The sequence below is a fragment of the Tsuneonella litorea genome (assembly GCF_025154015.1).
GTDB classification, from domain to species: domain Bacteria; phylum Pseudomonadota; class Alphaproteobacteria; order Sphingomonadales; family Sphingomonadaceae; genus Tsuneonella; species Tsuneonella litorea.
Window position 1 is genome coordinate 558,445 of the sequence record NZ_JAOAMV010000002.1, and the last position, 15,969, is coordinate 574,413.

Here is a 15,969-nt window from a genome sequence, read left to right on the forward strand (position 1 = left end):
CAGAAACTTTGGGAGAATCGAACATGGCGACCACCGGCAAGCAGCTTTTCACCACTCTCGCCCCGGACGGCACGCTGACGCTCGAGCTCGTCGACAGCCAGTTTCCCGATCCGACCGGCAACCAGGTCCTCGTCAAGATGGAGGCCGCACCGATCAATCCGTCCGACCTCGCGATCCTGACCGGCGCGGCGGATTTCGAGAACGCCGAGTATTCGCCCGGCAAAGTGGTCGCCAAGATGCCCGAGCCGTTCAACAGCGGCCAGAAGGCGCGCCACGGCAAGCGGCTTCCGGCGGGCAACGAGGGGGCGGGCACCGTGGTCGCGACCGGCGACAGCGACATGGCCAAGGCCCTGATGGGCCAGCGCGTCGCCTGCGTGCCGGGCAGCGCCTATTCGCAGTACGCGATCGCCGACGCCGCGATGTGCCTGCCACTGGGCGACCACAGCGCCGAGGACGGCGCATCAAGCTTCGTCAACCCGATGACCGCGCTGGGCTTCGTCGAGAACGCGAAAATCGACGGACAGGATGCGATCCTCCACACCGTCGGCGCGTCGAACCTCGGCCTGATGCTCAACCGCATCTGCCTCGAGGACGGGATGAAGCTGGTCAACATCGTGCGCAAGGACGACCAGGCAAGCCTGCTCAAGGACCAGGGCGCGGAGTGGGTGGTGAACTCGTCGGACGGCGACTTCATGGCCAACCTGCGCTCGGCGATCAACGCGACCGACGCGTTTTACGGCTTCGACCCGATCGGCGGCGGGACCATGGTCGACAGCTGCTTCAAGGCGATGGAGCAGGTCGCGGTCTCGAAGATGACCGAGTACTCGCGCTACGGCTCGAACCAGCCCAAGCGGATGTTCATTTACGGCCGGCTCGACTTCAGCCCGACCACGCTGACCCCGTCGTACGGCTTCGGCTGGACGCTGTCGGGCTGGCTGCTGACGCCGTTCCTGCAGATGGCCGGAATGGAAACGACGATGCGGATGCGCCAGCGCGTGCTCGACGGGCTTACCACGACCTTCGCCAGCCACTACAAGACCAGGGTCGACCTCGAGGGAATGCTGACGAAGGAGGCGATCCTCGACTATCGCCAGATGAAGACCGGCGAGAAGTACCTCGTCACGCCGTGGGGATGATTCCCTAGCGCCGGTCGAATTCGCGCTGCATCGCGAGCGGGTCCTCGTATCCGCTCGCGAGCAGCACCTGCAGCAGGATCCGCGCCTTGGCCGGCCCCAGCCCGCGGGCGGCGACGAAACCGAGGCTGTCGTCGTCGATCTCGAGGGTGCGGTCGACCGAGCCCTGGTCGACCCGGCTCGAGCGGACGACGGGCACCCCGCTCGCCGCAAGCGCGTCGATCACCGGGCCGGGCGCGTTGCCCTGCCCCATACCGGCAAGGACGATTCCCCGGTCCCCGCTCCCTAGCGCGCAGCCGACCGTGTCGGCATCCATCCCGGCATAGGCGTAGAGGATCGCGACCTTCGGCAAGGCTTCGGGCCAGGCGAAACGCGCGCCCCGTCCCGGCCGGTCGGGGGGGCCGAACCAGTCGAGCGAGGTCGGCGTGACGTTCGCGAGTGCACCGCGCGGGAAGCCGCGGAACGCTTCCGCCCCGCCGGTCGCGGCCTTGCGCACGTCGATCGCGGCAAAGACCTGGTCGCTCATGACCACCAGCACGCCGCGCCCTGCTGCCGCCGGATCGCCCGCGACCCGCGCGGCGTTGGCGAGGTTGCGCATCCCGTCGCTGCCGACCGCGTCGGCAGGTCGCATCGCGCCGACGAGCACCACCGGCTTGCCGGCGGGCAGGGTGAGGTCGAGCAGGAACGCCGTTTCCTCGGCGGTGTCGGTGCCGTGGGTGACGATCACCCCATCGACGCCGTCGTCGCCCAGGGCGTCGGAAATCTCGCGGTGCAACGCGGACCACTGGGGCCAGCCGATGTCCTGCGATCCGATGGCGGCAATGTCGCCTCCCTCGAATCGCGCGTCGAGATCGAGCGCGTCGGCCGCGGCGAGCAGGTCCGCCACGCCGATCTGTCCCGGCCGGTAACCGCGCCGGGTCGCCGATCCGGCGCTCCCGGCGATGGTTCCCCCGGTGGCGAGGATGCGGATGTTGGCCCTGCTCATCACCGGCGCCCTAGCCCCGATTGACCCACGCCGCCAACCGGCTAAAGCGCGCCCACCCGGTTGGGGCGCTTAGCTCAGTTGGTAGAGCATCTCGTTTACACCGAGAGGGTCGGCGGTTCGAGCCCGTCAGCGCCCACCAGGCTTCGCTGCATAGCTATTCGACTAGGCGCGGCGCCCTCCCCTTGGCATGAGTGCGGTCATGCCCGTTCGCACCGTAGCCATCCTCACCGCAGGCGGCCTCGCGCCGTGCCTCTCGTCCGCGGTCGGCGGGCTGATCGAGCGGTACACCGAGATCGCGCCGGAGATCCGCATCATCGCCTACCGCAACGGCTATGCGGGCCTGCTCACCGGCGACTGGGTCGAGGCGAGCGACGAGGTCCGCGCGGCCGCCTCGCGCCTCCACGCGTTCGGCGGCAGCCCGATCGGCAACAGCCGCGTGAAGCTGACCAACGTGGCGGACTGCGTGAAGCGCGGCCTCGTCGCGGAAGGCGAGGACCCGCTCGAGGTCGCCGCGTCGCAGCTCAGCCGCTCCGGCGTCGACGTACTCCACACTATCGGCGGGGACGATACGAACGGCGCGGCGGCCGAGCTCGCCGCGTTTCTCGCCCGCAACGGCTATGGCCTGACCGTGGTCGGCCTGCCCAAGACGATCGACAACGACGTCGTCCCCATCCGCCAGTCGCTCGGCGCGTGGACGGCCGCCGAACAGGGCGCGGTATTCGCGCGCAATGTCATCGCCGAGCACACCGCCAACCCGCGGATGCTGACGATCCACGAGGTCATGGGGCGCGGCTGCGGCTGGCTGACCGCAGCGACCGCCTATGCCCACCACGACTGGGTCAGGGGCGCACCGTTCGCCGAGTGGATGGAGAACGCAGCCGCGCGGTGGGACGTCCACGGGGTCTACGTTCCCGAGCGCCCCTTCGACATCGCGGCCGAGGGCGCGCGGCTCAGGACAATCATGGACGACCAGGGCGGCGTGAACCTGTTCGTCGCCGAAGGGGCCGGCGTGACCGAGATCGTCGCCGCAATGGAAGCCGCGGGCGACGAGGTCCCGCGCGACGCGTTCGGGCACGTCAAGCTCGACCGGATCGATCCGGGCAGGTGGTTCGGCAGCCGCTTTGCCGCCGAGCTGGGCGCGGAAAAGGTGCTGGTGCAGAAGAGCGGCTATTTCTCGCGCTCGGCCCCCGCCAACGAGGCCGACCGCAAGCTGATCGCGGCCTGCGTCCACCGCGCGGTCGACGCCGCGCTCGCCGGGGAATCGGGCGTGGTCGGCCAGGACGAGGAGCGCGGCGACGAACTGCGCGTGATCGAGTTCGAGCGGATCGCCGGCGGCAAGCAATTCGATACCGCGACGCCGTGGTTCGTCGAACTCTTGCGCGACATCGGGCAGGACTGACGGGCCTAGGCGGGCCCAACCGCCTCGTCGATCAGCGCCCGCGCTTCCGGGCTTTCCCAGTCGAACGCGCCGACGACCCGGGCGACTTCCTCGCCGCTGGCGGAATAGAGCACCGTTGTCGGCAGCACGCCTTCGCCGGCGAGCGCGGTCATCAGGTCGTTCTCGCGATCGAGCCAGGGTTCGAGGTGTGCGAACCGCGCCTCGGCGAAGAACGGCACGACCTTGTCCGCGCCTTCGAGGTCCTGGCTTGCGACGATCACCCGCAGCCGGTCGCCGTAGTCCCCGGCGATTCCATCGAGCATCGGCATTTCCTTGACGCACGGCGCGCACCAGGTCGCCCAAAGGTTGAGCAGCACCGGCGTGCCCGAAAGGGCCCCGGTATTGAGCGCCCTTCCATCAGGATCGGTCAGCGCCACCGCGGGCATGAGGTCGCCGGCGTGGCTGCGGTCGATCTCGCCCGGAAGAGCCGCCTCTGCCTCTTCTTGCGGGGGGCTGCTCTCTTCCCTACTGCACCCCGCCAACAGGACGGCCGAGGCAAGCAGCGTGAACGACAGTCGCAAGGACAATGACGGCAAGGGGGCAAACTCCATGTGGGGCGGGCGCTTCGCCGAGGGGCCTAGCGCCATCATGCGCGAAATCAACGCCTCGATTCCCTTCGACAAGGCCTTGTGGCGGCAGGACATCGCCGCCAGCAAGGCGCACGTTGCCATGCTCGGCGCACAGGGCATCGTCTCCGCAGGCGATGCACGGGCGATCTCCGAAGGCCTCGACCGGGTCGCAGCCGAGTACGAGGCGGACGGCGTGCCCGAGGACTGGGACCTCGAGGACATCCACATGGTCACCGAGAGCCGCCTTGCCGAACTGATCGGCGCGGCCGCCGGGCGGCTGCACACGGCGCGCAGCCGCAACGACCAGGTGGCGACCGATTTTCGGTTGTGGGTGCGCGACGCGTGTCACCAGGTCGATACCGGGCTCGCCGGCCTCCAGCGGGCGATCGTCACGCGCGCAGGTGAACACGCCGACAGCATCATGCCCGGTTTCACGCATCTGCAAACCGCACAGCCGGTGACGCTCGGCCACCACCTCATGGCCTATTACGAGATGCTGCGCCGCGACCGCAGCCGGTTCGCCGACGCGCGTGCCCGATTGAACGAATCGCCGCTGGGTTCGGCGGCGCTGGCGGGCACCGGCTTCCCGATCGACCGCGACGCGACCGCGCGCGCGCTCGGTTTCGATCGGCCGACCGCGAACAGCCTCGACGCGGTCAGCGACCGCGACTTCGCGCTCGATTACCTGCAGGCGGCCGCGCAATGCGCGCTGCACCTCAGCCGCCTGGCCGAGGAGCTGATCCTGTGGGCGAGCCAGCCGTTCGGCTTCGTGCGCCTGCCCGACGCGCTCAGCACCGGCAGCTCGATCATGCCGCAGAAGAAGAACCCCGACGCCGCCGAGCTGGTGCGCGGGCACGCGGGGCGGATCGTCGGCTGCCTGACCGCGCTCACGGTGACGATGAAGGGCCTCCCCCTCGCCTATTCGAAGGACATGCAGGACGACAAGCCGCCGGTGTTCGAGGCGCACGGGCTGCTGGCGCTCAGCATCGCCGCGATGACCGGAATGATCGCCGATTCGACTTTCCGAACCGAGCGGATGCGGCAGGCGGCCGAACTCGGCTACGCCACCGCGACCGACCTTGCCGACTGGCTGGTACGCGAGGCCGACGTGCCCTTCCGCGAGGCGCACCACATCACCGGTGCCGCGGTCCGGCTCGCCGAAAGCCGGGGCTGTGCGCTCGACGCGCTGTCGCTCGATGATTTCAAGCAGATCGATTCGCGGATCGACGAGCGCGTGTTCGCCGCCCTGTCGGTCGATGCGTCGGTCGCCGCGCGCGCCAGCTATGGCGGGACCGCGCCGGTCCGGGTAAGGGAGCAGGTTGCCGCGGCGCGCACCGCGCTCGGCATGGAGCCCTGATGCGCAAGTCCGTCGCCATTGCTGCCGCCTTGCTGCTGGCCGCCTGCGGCCAGAAGGCCGATCTCGAACCGCTTGCGGGCCACGACCTGCCGCCCACGCCCTACGGCGCCCCGGCGCAGCCCGATTCCGAAGACCTGCTCAAGCTCGATCCGCTCGCCGCGCCCGACCGCTCGGTCGAGCTGCGCAAGCGGTCCGAGGAGCGGCAGGACGACCCGTTCGACCTGCCGCCGGAGTAGCCGGGGCAGCGCGCCTGCATCGTCTGCCTCCAAGCAAGCCTTGCTTGGCCGACGCCTCCGACATCGCTAAGCGCGCCCGACGATGGACCATTTCGAACTCCGCGACGGCATCCTCCATGCCGAGGACGTGCCGCTCCCCGCGATCGCCGAGGCGGTCGGCACCCCCGTCTACGTCTATTCCCGCGCGACGCTGGTGCGTCACGCGCGGGTGTTTCGCGACGGACTGGCCGGGGTCGCGAACCCGCACATCGCGTTCGCGGTCAAGGCGAACCCCAACCTCGCAGTGCTCAAGGTTCTGGCGAAGGAAGGCTTCGGCGCCGATGTCGTCAGCGGCGGCGAGCTGACCCGTGCGCTGGCGGCAGGGATAAGGCCGCAGGACGTGGTGTTCTCGGGCGTGGGCAAGACCCACCCTGAACTCGTCCAGGGTATCGAGGCCGGAATCGGCCAGTTCAATCTCGAGAGCGAGGAAGAGGGTTACGAGCTCGCCGCGATCGCCCGGCGCCACGGCGTGACCGTGCCCTGCGCGCTGCGCGTGAACCCCGACGTCGACGCCCGCACCCACGAGAAGATCTCGACCGGCAAGCGCGAGAACAAGTTCGGGGTTCCGCTCGACCGCGCGGCAGCGATCTACGCGGCGCTCGCCGCCGAGCCGGGCCTCGAGATGCGCGGTGTCGCGGTTCACATCGGCAGCCAGCTTGCCGACCTCGAACCGCTCGAGACCGCCTTCGGCAAGCTGGGCGCGCTGATCGAGGAACTGCGGACGGGCGGGCAGACCGTGACTCACGCCGATCTCGGCGGCGGCCTCGGTGTGCCCTATCGCAAGCACGAGACCTTCCCCTCCCCAGCCGAATACGGCGCGATGGTCGCGCGCGTCACCGCGGGTTGGGACGTGCAGCTGTCGTTCGAACCGGGGCGCGTCATTGCGGGCAACGCCGGCGTGCTGCTGACCCGCGTGGTCCGGTCAAAGCGCAGCGGCAACGGGCCGCCGTTCGTGATCGTCGACGCGGCGATGAACGACCTCGCGCGCCCCGCGATGTACGGCGCGTGGCACGATTTCGACGCCGTCGCGCCGACCGGCGAGCGGATGACGGCGCACATCGTCGGCCCGATCTGCGAAACCGGCGACACGTTTGCGATGGACCGCGAGATCGACGCGATCGGCGCAGGCGACCTTGCCGTCTTCCGCACCGCGGGGGCCTATGGCGCGACGATGGCGTCGAGCTACAACAGCCGCGGCTTCGTGGCCGAAGTTCTCGTGGATGGAGGCAAGTTCGCGGTCGTCGCCGACCGGATCAGCCCGCACGCGATCATGGACGCCGAGCGGGTCCCCGAGTGGCTCTGAGCCGGTGCCGCTGAGCGCCCTGCCGCTGTTCCACCGCGTGAACGGGCAGCGGGTGGTTGTCCTCGGCGCCGGCGATGCGGCCGCCGCCAAGCGGCGCCTCGTCGAGCGCGCCGGGGGGATCTGCTGCGGCGAACCCGAAGCGCACCATGCCGCGCTCGCCTTCGTCGCGATCGACGATCCGCGCGCGGCCGAGGCGGCTGCGATCCGGCTTCGCTGCAAGGGGCTGCTGGTCAACGTGACCGACCGGCCCGAACTGTGCGACTTTACCGTTCCGAGCATTCTCGACCGCGACCCGGTGCTGGTGGCGGTCGGCACCGCAGGCGCCTCGGCCGGGCTCGCCAAGCAGCTGCGGCTGCGGCTCGAAGGTCTGTTGCCGCCGTCGCTCGGAAAGCTGGCCGCGGGGCTTTACGCCGCGCGCGATGCCCTGCGGCAGCGTTTCCCGGATGGCGCCGTCCGCCGCCGCGCGCTCGACGCCGCGCTGACCGCAGGCGGCCCGCTGGACCCGCTGCGCGCCGATGCCGCCGAAGGGATCGACGCCTGGCTCGGATCGCCCGGTGACGCGTTCGATGTCGAGCCGGTCGCGATCGTGCTGACCAGCGACGATCCCGACGATCTCACGCTGCGCCAGGCACGCTGGCTGGGAGAGGCGGACACCGTGCTCCACGACGCCGACGTGCCGCAGGCGATCCTCGACCGCGCCCGGGCCGACGCGGTGCGCGGGCCGAGCGACGGAAGCCCGCGCGGCAGGACGGTGATCGTACGGTCGAGAGACTAGCGCGCCGCTTACGCCGCGCCGATCGCCTGCAACCGGCTGATCAGCGAGGCCTCGTCGAACGGCTTGATGACGTATTCGTCGGCGCCCGCCTCGATGCCCTTGTGAATGTCGCGCGCGCCCGAGTTGGTCGTGCAGAAGACCACCCGCGGACGGCGGTCGGTCGGGATCGCGCGCAGGGCGGTCACGAACTCGATTCCGCTCATGACCGGCATGTTCCAGTCGGTGACGACGAGATCGGGCATCGCCGCGCGGCAACGGGCGAGGCCTTCCTCGCCATTCTCGGCCTCGACCACCGCGTAGCCCACCCCCTCGACGATCCGGCGGGCGACCTTGCGGATCATCCGCGAATCGTCGACCACGAGGCAGGTGCGGCGTGATCCCTGTTGCGGCGGCGCGGGACGTTCCGCGGGCGCTGGCGCCCCCGGGGCATCGTTCGAAGCCGGGCCCTGGGGCGGGACGTTGAGGCGCTTGATCAACCCGTGAATGACACGAACTCCTCTTCGCCGTAGACCGGTCGCTCGTCTGCTCCGTAGTCCGGCAGAACCTCGGTATCGCCAATCGGCCGCTGGGCGGGCGCAGAGGCGGCAGGCGGCATCGCCGCCTTCTCGGACGGCGTCATGCAGACGTGCAGGTACGGTATCCAGATGTCGCCGAAATCGGCCTTCTGGTACCACAGATCGAGCACATCGTAGCTGGCCCAGCAGCCGTCAGGCTCGAGCAAGCGGATACCTTCCCCGATCCGCGGCACGGCGGCGAAGCGGATTCTGTGTTGGGTCTGGTGCGTTTCGTTCTGGATTTCGACTTCAATCACCGGTGCGGACCTCTCGAACGAAGGGGAACGCTAAAGCGAAATGGTTGCCGAACCTTCAATGGCGCCCGCGGTCGCCGCCTAGTCAGGCGGAAGATACGCGAACTCGATGAGGTAGATGTTTTCGCCCCTGCCATGCCGAGCGGTCGCCATCAGCTCGTGCACGTCCGCGAAGCCCGATCGGCGGGCAAGATCGTCGGTCACGTCCTCGAGGGCGATCTCGCGCACCGAATCCACGCGAATCCGTCCCGGCTCCATCGGGTACAAACCGCCGCTCTTCACCCGCGGAGCCTGCCACACCCGTACGCTGCAGGTGATGTCGCCGCTGCGCACCCTGTCGCGCAAGGCGCGGGCGAACATCATGCGTTCGTGCGCGCCATCAGAGCGCGGCCTTCGCGTCCTTGCCGAGCTCGTGGAAATAGCGCGCCATCGCGTCGGCAGCCTTGTCGCTCAGTTCGATGAAGGCGCGCCGGCGATCGGTCTCGTCCTCCACCCTGACCAGCAGGCCGGCCTCGGTCATCTGGGATATCCAGCGCAGCGCCGTGGTCGGCGGAACGCCGCTGGCGATGCACAGCGACGTGACGGAGACGCGCACGTGTTCGGCGCGCGCGGCCGTGAGGTCGAGCAGGATGTCCCAGGCGGGATCGGCAAACAGCTCGGGATCGAGGAACTCCGCGCGCAACTGGCGCTGGCGGATGATCTTGCGCACCAGCCGGGGGTCGGGCAGCGGCGGCCGGGGCGGACGGATCAGCTTGCGCTCGGCCTCGCCGCCTTCCTCGGCCCGGAACTCGTCCGTGGGCGATTCGAGGCGGAAGGCCCGCGGTTCGCCCGCCGACAGCCGGTCGATCTGCGCGGCGATCTGCGCGACCTGCTGGGTCAGGGCGTGCAGCGTCGCGCGGTCCTGGGCATCGAGTTCGCGTACTGCCATCCGGGGAACCTTGGGCAAGGCGCGGGCAAGAGCAATTACGCGTTCCCCCCTAGTCGGCTCGATAACGATGTCCGCTCCCGATCGCTCGAGACAGAAGAACACCGCGTCGAGCGCGGACAGTGTCGTGGCGACCACCAGCGGCAGGCCCTGCGCCGCGGCGCGCGAATCGAGCTGCATGAGGGCGGCCAGCGTCGCGCCGTCCTGCACGGGGCAGTCGACCAGCAGAACGTCGGCCGGGAAAGGCGGCGGCGTTTCGTCGAGTTCGGCCAGGAGATCGTAGTCGACCACGCCGAACCCGGCGGTCGTGGCATCGTCGCGAAAATCGGCCGCGGTCGACAGCCGCGCGGAATATACGCCGGCAGTGAAGGCGATCGCATCCATACCGGTATCGTAGGCGAAATCCGCCTGTCTCATGGGGGGCGACCTCCGTGCAGAACCTGACCCGCCGGGGTTAGAGCCATGCGGTTGCGAGTCAACCGCGCCCTCGCGGATCGCTCCAATCCGGAATTATCAGAAAATCGGCCGCATGCGATTGAACCAACCGGCCCTCGCGAGCGACTATGCAAGCGATGGACAGGAAGACGGCCGCCAACCAGACCGTGTCGCAGCTCTACGAAGAGCTGCTGGTCATGCTTGTCCAGGCGGGCGACCGGCGCGCCGCCGAGCGGCTGGCGGTGCGCTGGCAACCCCGCCTCGCGCGGACCGCGCGCAGGCTGCTCGGCGATGAGGACCGTGCCTTGGTCGTGGTGCAGGACTGCTGGCTGGCGATCCTGCGCAATCTCGGCCAGCTGCGCCAGGCCTCGCGATTTGCGCCCTGGGCCTTCGCCATCCTTCATCGCCGTTGTGCCGACGGCATTCGCGCCGTCCAGGCCGAACGGGCGCGCGCGACAGCTCTCGAACGCGAGCCGCACGATGGCGGCGCAACCGAAGACCGGGCGGCGATCAGCCAGGCCTTCGCGGCTCTGCCGCCGGTCCAGCGTTCGGCGGCGCAGCTTTTCTTCGTCGAGGGCCTGACTCTCGCCGAGATCGCCCAGGTGCAGGACGTGCCGCTCGGCACCGCCAAGTCGCGCCTGTTTCACGCCCGCCGCCGGCTGAAGGCGGCCCTCCAAGGAGAACCGCAATGACGACTATCGACGACCGCATCCGCGGGGCGCTGGACGAGGACGACCGCGATTTCCTCGCCAGTCTCGAAACCGAACGCGGGCTATTCCGCCAGCTCGGCGACACCTGGAAGGGTCCGATGGGCGGCTGGGCCAAGTTCGCCTTCGCCATGTCCATCGTTTTCGGCGCTCTGATGATCTTCGTCATCATCCAGGTGATCCACACCCATGACGTCGAATTGCACACGCTATGGGCGATCGCGCTGCTGGCGGTGCTCGTCATGCTCGGCTTCATCAAGCAGTGGATCTTCGAGCGGATGAACATGCTGACCATCCTGCGCGAGGTGAAACGGCTGCAGGTGCAGGTCGCCATGCTCGACCAGGCGCGCGAAGGCGACGAGGACTAGGGGCGTATCTCGATCGGGGTTCCATCTGGGATGGCGTTCCACAGCAGCGCGATCGTGCCGTTCGATACTGCGATGCAGCCGTCGGTCCAATCGCCCGGCATCCGCAGCCCGGCGTCGGCGCCCGGAAGCCCGTTGGGCTGGCCGTGGATGAAGATGGCCCCGCCCGGCGAGCGGCCCTGCGCGCGCGCGAAGGCGCGGTCGGCCGCGTTGGGATAGGAAATGTGCAGGCTGAGGTAATAGGCGCTGTTCGGGTTGCGATAATCGATCGTGTAGCGCCCCTCGGGCGTCCGCTCGTCACCCTCGAACTGCTTGTGATCCTCGGGCGCATCGCCGAGCTGGATGCCGCTGACGGTCATCGTCGCCCGCCCGGCGGTGTAGAGCGTCAGGGTCCGGTCGGACTTGTCGATCAGCACGAAGTCGGCGACAGGCGGCGCCATCTCCTGCGCCTGCGCGCATCCCGCGAGCAGCGCGAACGCCAGGAACGCGGCCCGCGCCAAGCGGTCAGTCCACGAACGGATCGCGCACGAGGATCGTGTCCTCGCGCTCGGGACTAGTCGAAACCAGCGCAACCGGGGTCTCGATCAGTTCCTGCACGCGCTGGATGTACTTGATCGCCTGCGCCGGAAGGTCGGCCCACGAGCGCGCCCCGGCGGTGGTTTCCTGCCAGCCGTCCATTTCCTCGTAGATCGGTTCGACCTCCGCCTGGTCGGCCGAGTGCGAGGGGAAATAGTCGAGGATCTTGCCGCGCAAGCGATAGCCGGTGCAGATCCGCACGGTGTCGAACCCGTCGAGCACATCGAGCTTGGTCAGCGCGATCCCGGTCACCCCGCTGATCGCGCACGACTGGCGCACCAGCACTGCGTCGAACCAGCCGCAACGACGCTTGCGCCCGGTGACGGTGCCGAACTCATGCCCGCGCTCGCCCAGCCTTTGCCCGGTATCGTCGTCGAGCTCGGTCGGGAATGGGCCGCTGCCGACGCGGGTGGTGTACGCCTTGACGATCCCGAGCACGAAACCGGTCGAATTCGGACCCAGCCCGCTGCCGCTCGCCGCGGTGCCGCTGACGGTGTTCGAGCTGGTGACGAAGGGATAGGTCCCGTGATCGACATCGAGCAGGACGCCCTGCGCGCCCTCGAACAGGATCCGCGCGCCCGCCTTGCGGACTTTCTTCAGCCGCTTCCACACCGGCTGGGCGTATTGCAGCACGAAGGGCGCGATCTCGGCCAGGTCGGCGACCAGCCGCGCGCGGTCGACCGGCGGTTCGTCGAACCCCGCCCGCAGCGCGTCGTGGTGCGCGCAGAGGCGGTCGAGCTGCGGATCGAGCTGATCGAGGTGCGCGAGATCGCAGACGCGGATCGCGCGCCGACCGACCTTGTCCTCGTAGGCCGGTCCGATGCCCCGCCCGGTGGTGCCGATCTTGCCGGAACCCGCGGCGGTTTCGCGCAAGCCGTCAAGGTCGCGGTGGATCGGCAGGATGAGCGGACAGTTGTCGGCGATCGCGAAGTTGTCCGCGTCGATCCGTACGCCCTGCCCTTCGAGCTTCTCGATCTCGGCCTTGAGCGCCCACGGATCGAGCACCACCCCATTGCCGATGATCGACAGCGTGCCGGTGACGATTCCGCTCGGCAGAAGGCTCAGCTTGTAGGTCGTGTTGCCGACGACGAGCGTATGGCCGGCGTTGTGCCCGCCCTGGAACCGGACGACCGCGTCGGCCCGGCTGGCGAGCCAGTCGACGATCTTGCCCTTGCCTTCATCGCCCCACTGGGCGCCGATCACCGTGACGTTGGCCATGGCCCTCTTTCGCGTCGCTCAAACCGCGGCGGGCACTAGGCGCAGGCGGTGCCGAGGGCAATGCCGAAGGGCCTGGTTACTTTGCCGTTAACCCGCGCACCGCGGTTAACCGCATTATGGGACACGGCGCGCAGCGTCATTGCATGACTGCGTCGGCCTTGTTCTGATGGCGGAACCAGCAAAGCAAAGACTGTCCGCCACGCGGCAAGGTCCACGCTGGGTCGCCGTAGATCGCTGACCGCAAGGCGTGGCCGTCGCCTGACCGTTTTTGTGAAGAGAGACGCCATGACCACCGATACCGAGCCCGCCGACGTCGAACAGCGCGAGGACATTCGTGCCCCGCTCGAGGTAGCTATCTCGGTGCGCGAACGCGGCGGTCACAAGATGCCCGCCACCATGCTCGACCTTTCCTGCGCCGGATGCCGGATCAAGGGAGCACCGCTTACCCGCGGCACCGAAGACATCTGGGTCCGGATTCCCGGCCTCGAAAGCCTGCCGGCCCGGATTTGCTGGGCCGAGGAAGGCGCCAACGGCCTCGAGTTCGAGCGCAAGCTGCATCCCGCCGTGTTCCAGCGGATGATCGCGATCCTGGGAAGCGGCAAGCCGCCCGGCCCGGTGGCGGCGTTCGACCAGGATGACGCCCCCTCGCCGCACCGGACCGACCGCGAGTCGGCCGCGCCGCCCCCGCCGCGGCCGAGTGCCTCGCGCCGCGAGCAGATCCGCGCGGGTTACGTCATTCCCGACCCCGGGATGCTGCTGGAAAAGAAGCCGGTCGAAGGGGGCAAGTCGATCTTCACCCTGGTGCGGCGGAATACCGCGAGAACGTCGGACCACCGCCACGAACCCCGCTTTCCAGCGCCGCCCGAGATCGATCTCGCCATCGGGTTCGCGAGCATGTCGCCGCACATCGCCAACGTATCCGCCAGCGGGCTCATGCTGGCCACCGAAACCTCATGCGAGATCGGGGACCCGGTCGAGGTCCGCTTTGCGAACTTTCCCCCGATCGAAGGCACGATCGTGTGGAAGCGCGCGGACAGCTTTGGCGTTGCCCTGCCACCCGAATCGATCGACCTGACCGAGGCCGCCTGACGAGAAACCGGTTCGGTCGGGAAACCTTGCCGCGCGTTCGGGCATTCATGACCCCGAACCCGCGGAAAGGACATTCATGAGCAAGACCCCGGCCATCCCCCTCAACGACGGACGCACGATTCCCCAGCTGGGGTTCGGTACCTGGCAGATCCCCGACGAGACGGCAGCCGATGCCGTGAGCACCGCGATCGCGGTGGGGTACGAACTCGTCGATACAGCGGCGATCTACCAGAACGAGCGCGGCGTCGGAAAAGGTCTTGCGGATAACCCGGACACCTGGCTGACGACCAAGATCTGGAACGAAAGCCAGGGCTATGACCGCGCGCTGCGGGCGATGGACAAGTGCCTCGAAAGGCTCGGCCGCGACAGCGTCGACCTCGTCCTCATCCACTGGCCCTGCCCCGCCAGGGGTCTTGCGGTCGAAACCTGGAAGGCGCTGGTCGCGGTGCGCGACGCGGGGAAGGCGAAGTCGATCGGCGTATCGAACTTTCGCGAACAGGACCTGAAGACAGTGATCGATGCGACCGGCGTGGTCCCCGCGCTCAACCAGGTCGAACTCCACCCCGCCTTCCAGCAACGCGAATTGCGCGATGTGCACGAGAAACTGGGCATCGTCACGCAGAGCTGGTCGCCGCTGGGCCAGGGCGGCGCGATGACCAACCCGGTGATCACCGGGATTGCCCGGGAGTGCGACCGGCCGGCGTCCGCGGTCATCCTGCGCTGGCACCTGCAATCGGGGCTCTGCACGATTCCCAAGGCGACCGGCCGCGCGCACATCGAGGCGAACTTCGAGGCACTCGACTTCGCCCTGTCCGACGACCAGATGGCGCGGATCGACGCGCTCGACGAAGCGGGTGGTCGCATCGGGCCCGACCCCGCCGACTTCGGCTAGATCGGCCGGGGCTCGCTGCCGTCCAGGCGGTGGGTGCACCCCAACATCGCGGCGTCCTCGCCGTCGCCGAGCGCGGCGACGGTGCGCCAGCCGATCGCGCGCAGGCGCGCGGCGACCTCAAGGTCATGCCCGGCGGGCAGGTACAGCAGGTCGCCTGCCGGCGCCGGTCCCAGCGCATCCACCAGCGGATCGATGTAGAGCGAGAAGCCCGTGGCAGGCTCGCCGCCGCCCAAGCGATAGGTGCCGCCCCGCCCCAAGGTACCACGCGCGCCTTCGGCGTAGAGGGTGAAACCGAACCAGCTCTGGTACTGGAAGCCGTGCCGTTCGGCCGGATCGAGCGTGACCCGCGCCGAGGCACCGATCCGGTCCGCGATCTCCCGTAGCCCGTCGATCCGGCTGGCAAGCACGCCGCCCGCATCGATGGCCTGCAAGCGCTCCACCGCCTTCTCGAACGGCCCGGCCGCGTAGAGCAGCGGCAGGTAGGCCTCGCCCCCGACCGCCTTGAGCGCGCCGGCGTCCTTGGCGTCGAGCTCGCGCCGGACGTCGTCGACCCGCTCGGCCGGCAAAGGCAGGACGCTCTCGGCGAGCGTGTCGACGAGATCGGGTAGCGTGAAATCGACCGAGATGCCGGTGGCGCCGGCGGCGGCGAGCGCCTCGATCGCGAGGTTGACGATTTCGCCTGCCGCGGCCGCGCTGTCGCTGCCGATCAGTTCCGCTCCCAGCTGAAGCCGCTCGCGCGCCGGGTCGAGCTGGTCGCTGGCGATCGTCGCCACCTCGCCCGCGTAGCACAGCCGCAGGGGCCGCGGTGCCGAAGCGAGGCTGGTCGCCGCGATCCGGCCGACCTGCACGGTGATGTCCGAGCGCAGCGCGAGCGTGCGCAGCGAATCGGGGTCGGTGAAGCGGAACATCCGGCGCGTGGCGACGCCGCTCATCCGCGTGGCCATCGACGATTCGAACTCGACCAGCGGCGGGATCACCCGGTCGTAACCGTGCGCGTCCATCGCATCGAGCGCCGCCCGCCGCGCCCGCGTGAGCGCGCGGGCCGCCGCGGGCAGCCGGTCCTCGAGCCCCACGGGCAAAAGGTCGGTGGTCGGATCGGTCATCGCGCGCGCCCTAGCG

19 protein-coding genes and 1 tRNA gene are annotated in these 15,969 nt (G+C 69.1%); 11 read left to right on the top strand and 9 right to left on the bottom strand.

The window, feature by feature from the left end; translation table 11 throughout:
* Window positions 1–23: 23 nt before the first annotated feature.
* The gene (locus tag N0B51_RS06325) at window positions 24–1,136 is read left to right on the top strand and encodes a zinc-binding dehydrogenase (RefSeq protein WP_259961427.1); all 1,113 of its coding nucleotides are present in this window, start codon (window positions 24–26) and stop codon (window positions 1,134–1,136) included.
* Window positions 1,137–1,140: 4 nt separating this feature from the next.
* On the opposite strand, the gene N0B51_RS06330 is transcribed toward N0B51_RS06325, so the two are convergent.
* The gene (locus N0B51_RS06330; RefSeq protein ID WP_259961428.1) at window positions 1,141–2,118 is read right to left on the bottom strand and encodes an asparaginase; all 978 of its coding nucleotides are present in this window, start codon (window positions 2,116–2,118) and stop codon (window positions 1,141–1,143) included.
* A 63-nt stretch (window positions 2,119–2,181) separates the two neighbouring features.
* On the opposite strand from N0B51_RS06330, the gene N0B51_RS06335 reads away from it, so the two are divergent.
* A tRNA-Val gene (locus tag N0B51_RS06335) sits at window positions 2,182–2,257 on the top strand.
* A 48-nt stretch (window positions 2,258–2,305) separates the two neighbouring features.
* Window positions 2,306–3,517 (top strand): pyrophosphate--fructose-6-phosphate 1-phosphotransferase, encoded by a 1,212-nt coding sequence (locus N0B51_RS06340; RefSeq protein ID WP_259961429.1) that lies wholly within the window; start codon window positions 2,306–2,308, stop codon window positions 3,515–3,517.
* Between the two features lie 5 nt (window positions 3,518–3,522).
* Here the strand turns inward: N0B51_RS06340 and N0B51_RS06345 are convergent, their stop codons facing one another.
* Window positions 3,523–4,038: a TlpA family protein disulfide reductase gene (locus N0B51_RS06345; protein WP_259961430.1), complete on the bottom strand. Its 516-nt coding sequence runs from the start codon at window positions 4,036–4,038 to the stop codon at window positions 3,523–3,525.
* A gap of 67 nt (window positions 4,039–4,105) precedes the next feature.
* On the opposite strand from N0B51_RS06345, the gene argH reads away from it, so the two are divergent.
* The 4 genes from argH (at window position 4,106) to N0B51_RS06365 (ending at window position 7,835) form a co-directional block, all read left to right on the top strand.
* Window positions 4,106–5,482, top strand: coding sequence for an argininosuccinate lyase (argH, locus tag N0B51_RS06350; RefSeq protein ID WP_259961493.1), 1,377 nt, complete (start codon window positions 4,106–4,108; stop codon window positions 5,480–5,482).
* Window positions 5,482–5,718, top strand: coding sequence for an LPS translocon maturation chaperone LptM (lptM, locus tag N0B51_RS06355; RefSeq protein WP_259961431.1), 237 nt, complete (start codon window positions 5,482–5,484; stop codon window positions 5,716–5,718). Before argH ends, lptM begins: the two co-directional genes overlap by 1 nt.
* A gap of 82 nt (window positions 5,719–5,800) precedes the next feature.
* A complete protein-coding gene (gene lysA / locus N0B51_RS06360; protein WP_259961432.1) occupies window positions 5,801–7,060 on the top strand; it encodes a diaminopimelate decarboxylase in 1,260 nt (419 codons plus the stop codon).
* Window positions 7,061–7,064: 4 nt separating this feature from the next.
* Window positions 7,065–7,835 carry a precorrin-2 dehydrogenase/sirohydrochlorin ferrochelatase family protein gene (locus N0B51_RS06365; protein WP_259961433.1) on the top strand — a complete coding sequence of 257 codons (771 nt, stop codon included), beginning with the start codon at window positions 7,065–7,067 and terminating at the stop codon, window positions 7,833–7,835.
* An 8-nt stretch (window positions 7,836–7,843) separates the two neighbouring features.
* Here the strand turns inward: N0B51_RS06365 and N0B51_RS06370 are convergent, their stop codons facing one another.
* From N0B51_RS06370 to N0B51_RS06385, 4 genes are all read right to left on the bottom strand, one after another.
* On the bottom strand, window positions 7,844–8,194 hold the full coding sequence (locus N0B51_RS06370; protein WP_259961434.1) for a response regulator: 351 nt from the start codon (window positions 8,192–8,194) through the stop codon (window positions 7,844–7,846).
* 113 nt (window positions 8,195–8,307) lie between these two features.
* Entirely contained in the window at window positions 8,308–8,646 is a 339-nt protein-coding gene (locus N0B51_RS06375; protein ID WP_259961435.1) for a hypothetical protein, read from the bottom strand.
* A gap of 78 nt (window positions 8,647–8,724) precedes the next feature.
* Window positions 8,725–9,006: an ASCH domain-containing protein gene (locus N0B51_RS06380; RefSeq protein ID WP_259961436.1), complete on the bottom strand. Its 282-nt coding sequence runs from the start codon at window positions 9,004–9,006 to the stop codon at window positions 8,725–8,727.
* A 16-nt stretch (window positions 9,007–9,022) separates the two neighbouring features.
* Window positions 9,023–9,985, bottom strand: coding sequence for a winged helix DNA-binding protein (locus N0B51_RS06385; RefSeq protein WP_259961437.1), 963 nt, complete (start codon window positions 9,983–9,985; stop codon window positions 9,023–9,025).
* A 155-nt stretch (window positions 9,986–10,140) separates the two neighbouring features.
* On the opposite strand from N0B51_RS06385, the gene N0B51_RS06390 reads away from it, so the two are divergent.
* Both N0B51_RS06390 and N0B51_RS06395 read left to right on the top strand, forming a co-directional pair.
* Complete coding sequence (locus N0B51_RS06390) at window positions 10,141–10,695, top strand: RNA polymerase sigma factor (protein WP_259961438.1); 555 nt, start codon at window positions 10,141–10,143, stop codon at window positions 10,693–10,695.
* On the top strand, window positions 10,692–11,078 hold the full coding sequence (locus N0B51_RS06395) for a DUF6768 family protein (protein ID WP_259961439.1): 387 nt from the start codon (window positions 10,692–10,694) through the stop codon (window positions 11,076–11,078). Before N0B51_RS06390 ends, N0B51_RS06395 begins: the two co-directional genes overlap by 4 nt.
* Here the strand turns inward: N0B51_RS06395 and N0B51_RS06400 are convergent.
* Complete coding sequence (locus N0B51_RS06400; protein ID WP_375545933.1) at window positions 11,075–11,575, bottom strand: L,D-transpeptidase family protein; 501 nt, start codon at window positions 11,573–11,575, stop codon at window positions 11,075–11,077. The genes N0B51_RS06395 and N0B51_RS06400 overlap by 4 nt on opposite strands.
* A gap of 4 nt (window positions 11,576–11,579) precedes the next feature.
* Window positions 11,580–12,869, bottom strand: a complete 1,290-nt coding sequence (locus N0B51_RS06405; RefSeq protein ID WP_259961440.1) for an adenylosuccinate synthase — start codon at window positions 12,867–12,869, stop codon at window positions 11,580–11,582.
* A gap of 285 nt (window positions 12,870–13,154) precedes the next feature.
* On the opposite strand from N0B51_RS06405, the gene N0B51_RS06410 reads away from it, so the two are divergent.
* Window positions 13,155–13,958, top strand: a complete 804-nt coding sequence (locus N0B51_RS06410) for a PilZ domain-containing protein (RefSeq protein WP_259961441.1) — start codon at window positions 13,155–13,157, stop codon at window positions 13,956–13,958.
* Between the two features lie 76 nt (window positions 13,959–14,034).
* Entirely contained in the window at window positions 14,035–14,850 is an 816-nt protein-coding gene (locus tag N0B51_RS06415) for an aldo/keto reductase (protein WP_259961442.1), read from the top strand.
* On the opposite strand, the gene N0B51_RS06420 is transcribed toward N0B51_RS06415, so the two are convergent.
* Window positions 14,847–15,953 carry an ATP phosphoribosyltransferase regulatory subunit gene (locus N0B51_RS06420; protein ID WP_259961444.1) on the bottom strand — a complete coding sequence of 369 codons (1,107 nt, stop codon included), beginning with the start codon at window positions 15,951–15,953 and terminating at the stop codon, window positions 14,847–14,849. The two genes, N0B51_RS06415 and N0B51_RS06420, sit on opposite strands and share 4 nt — an antisense overlap.
* Between the last annotated feature and the right edge of the window lie 16 nt (window positions 15,954–15,969).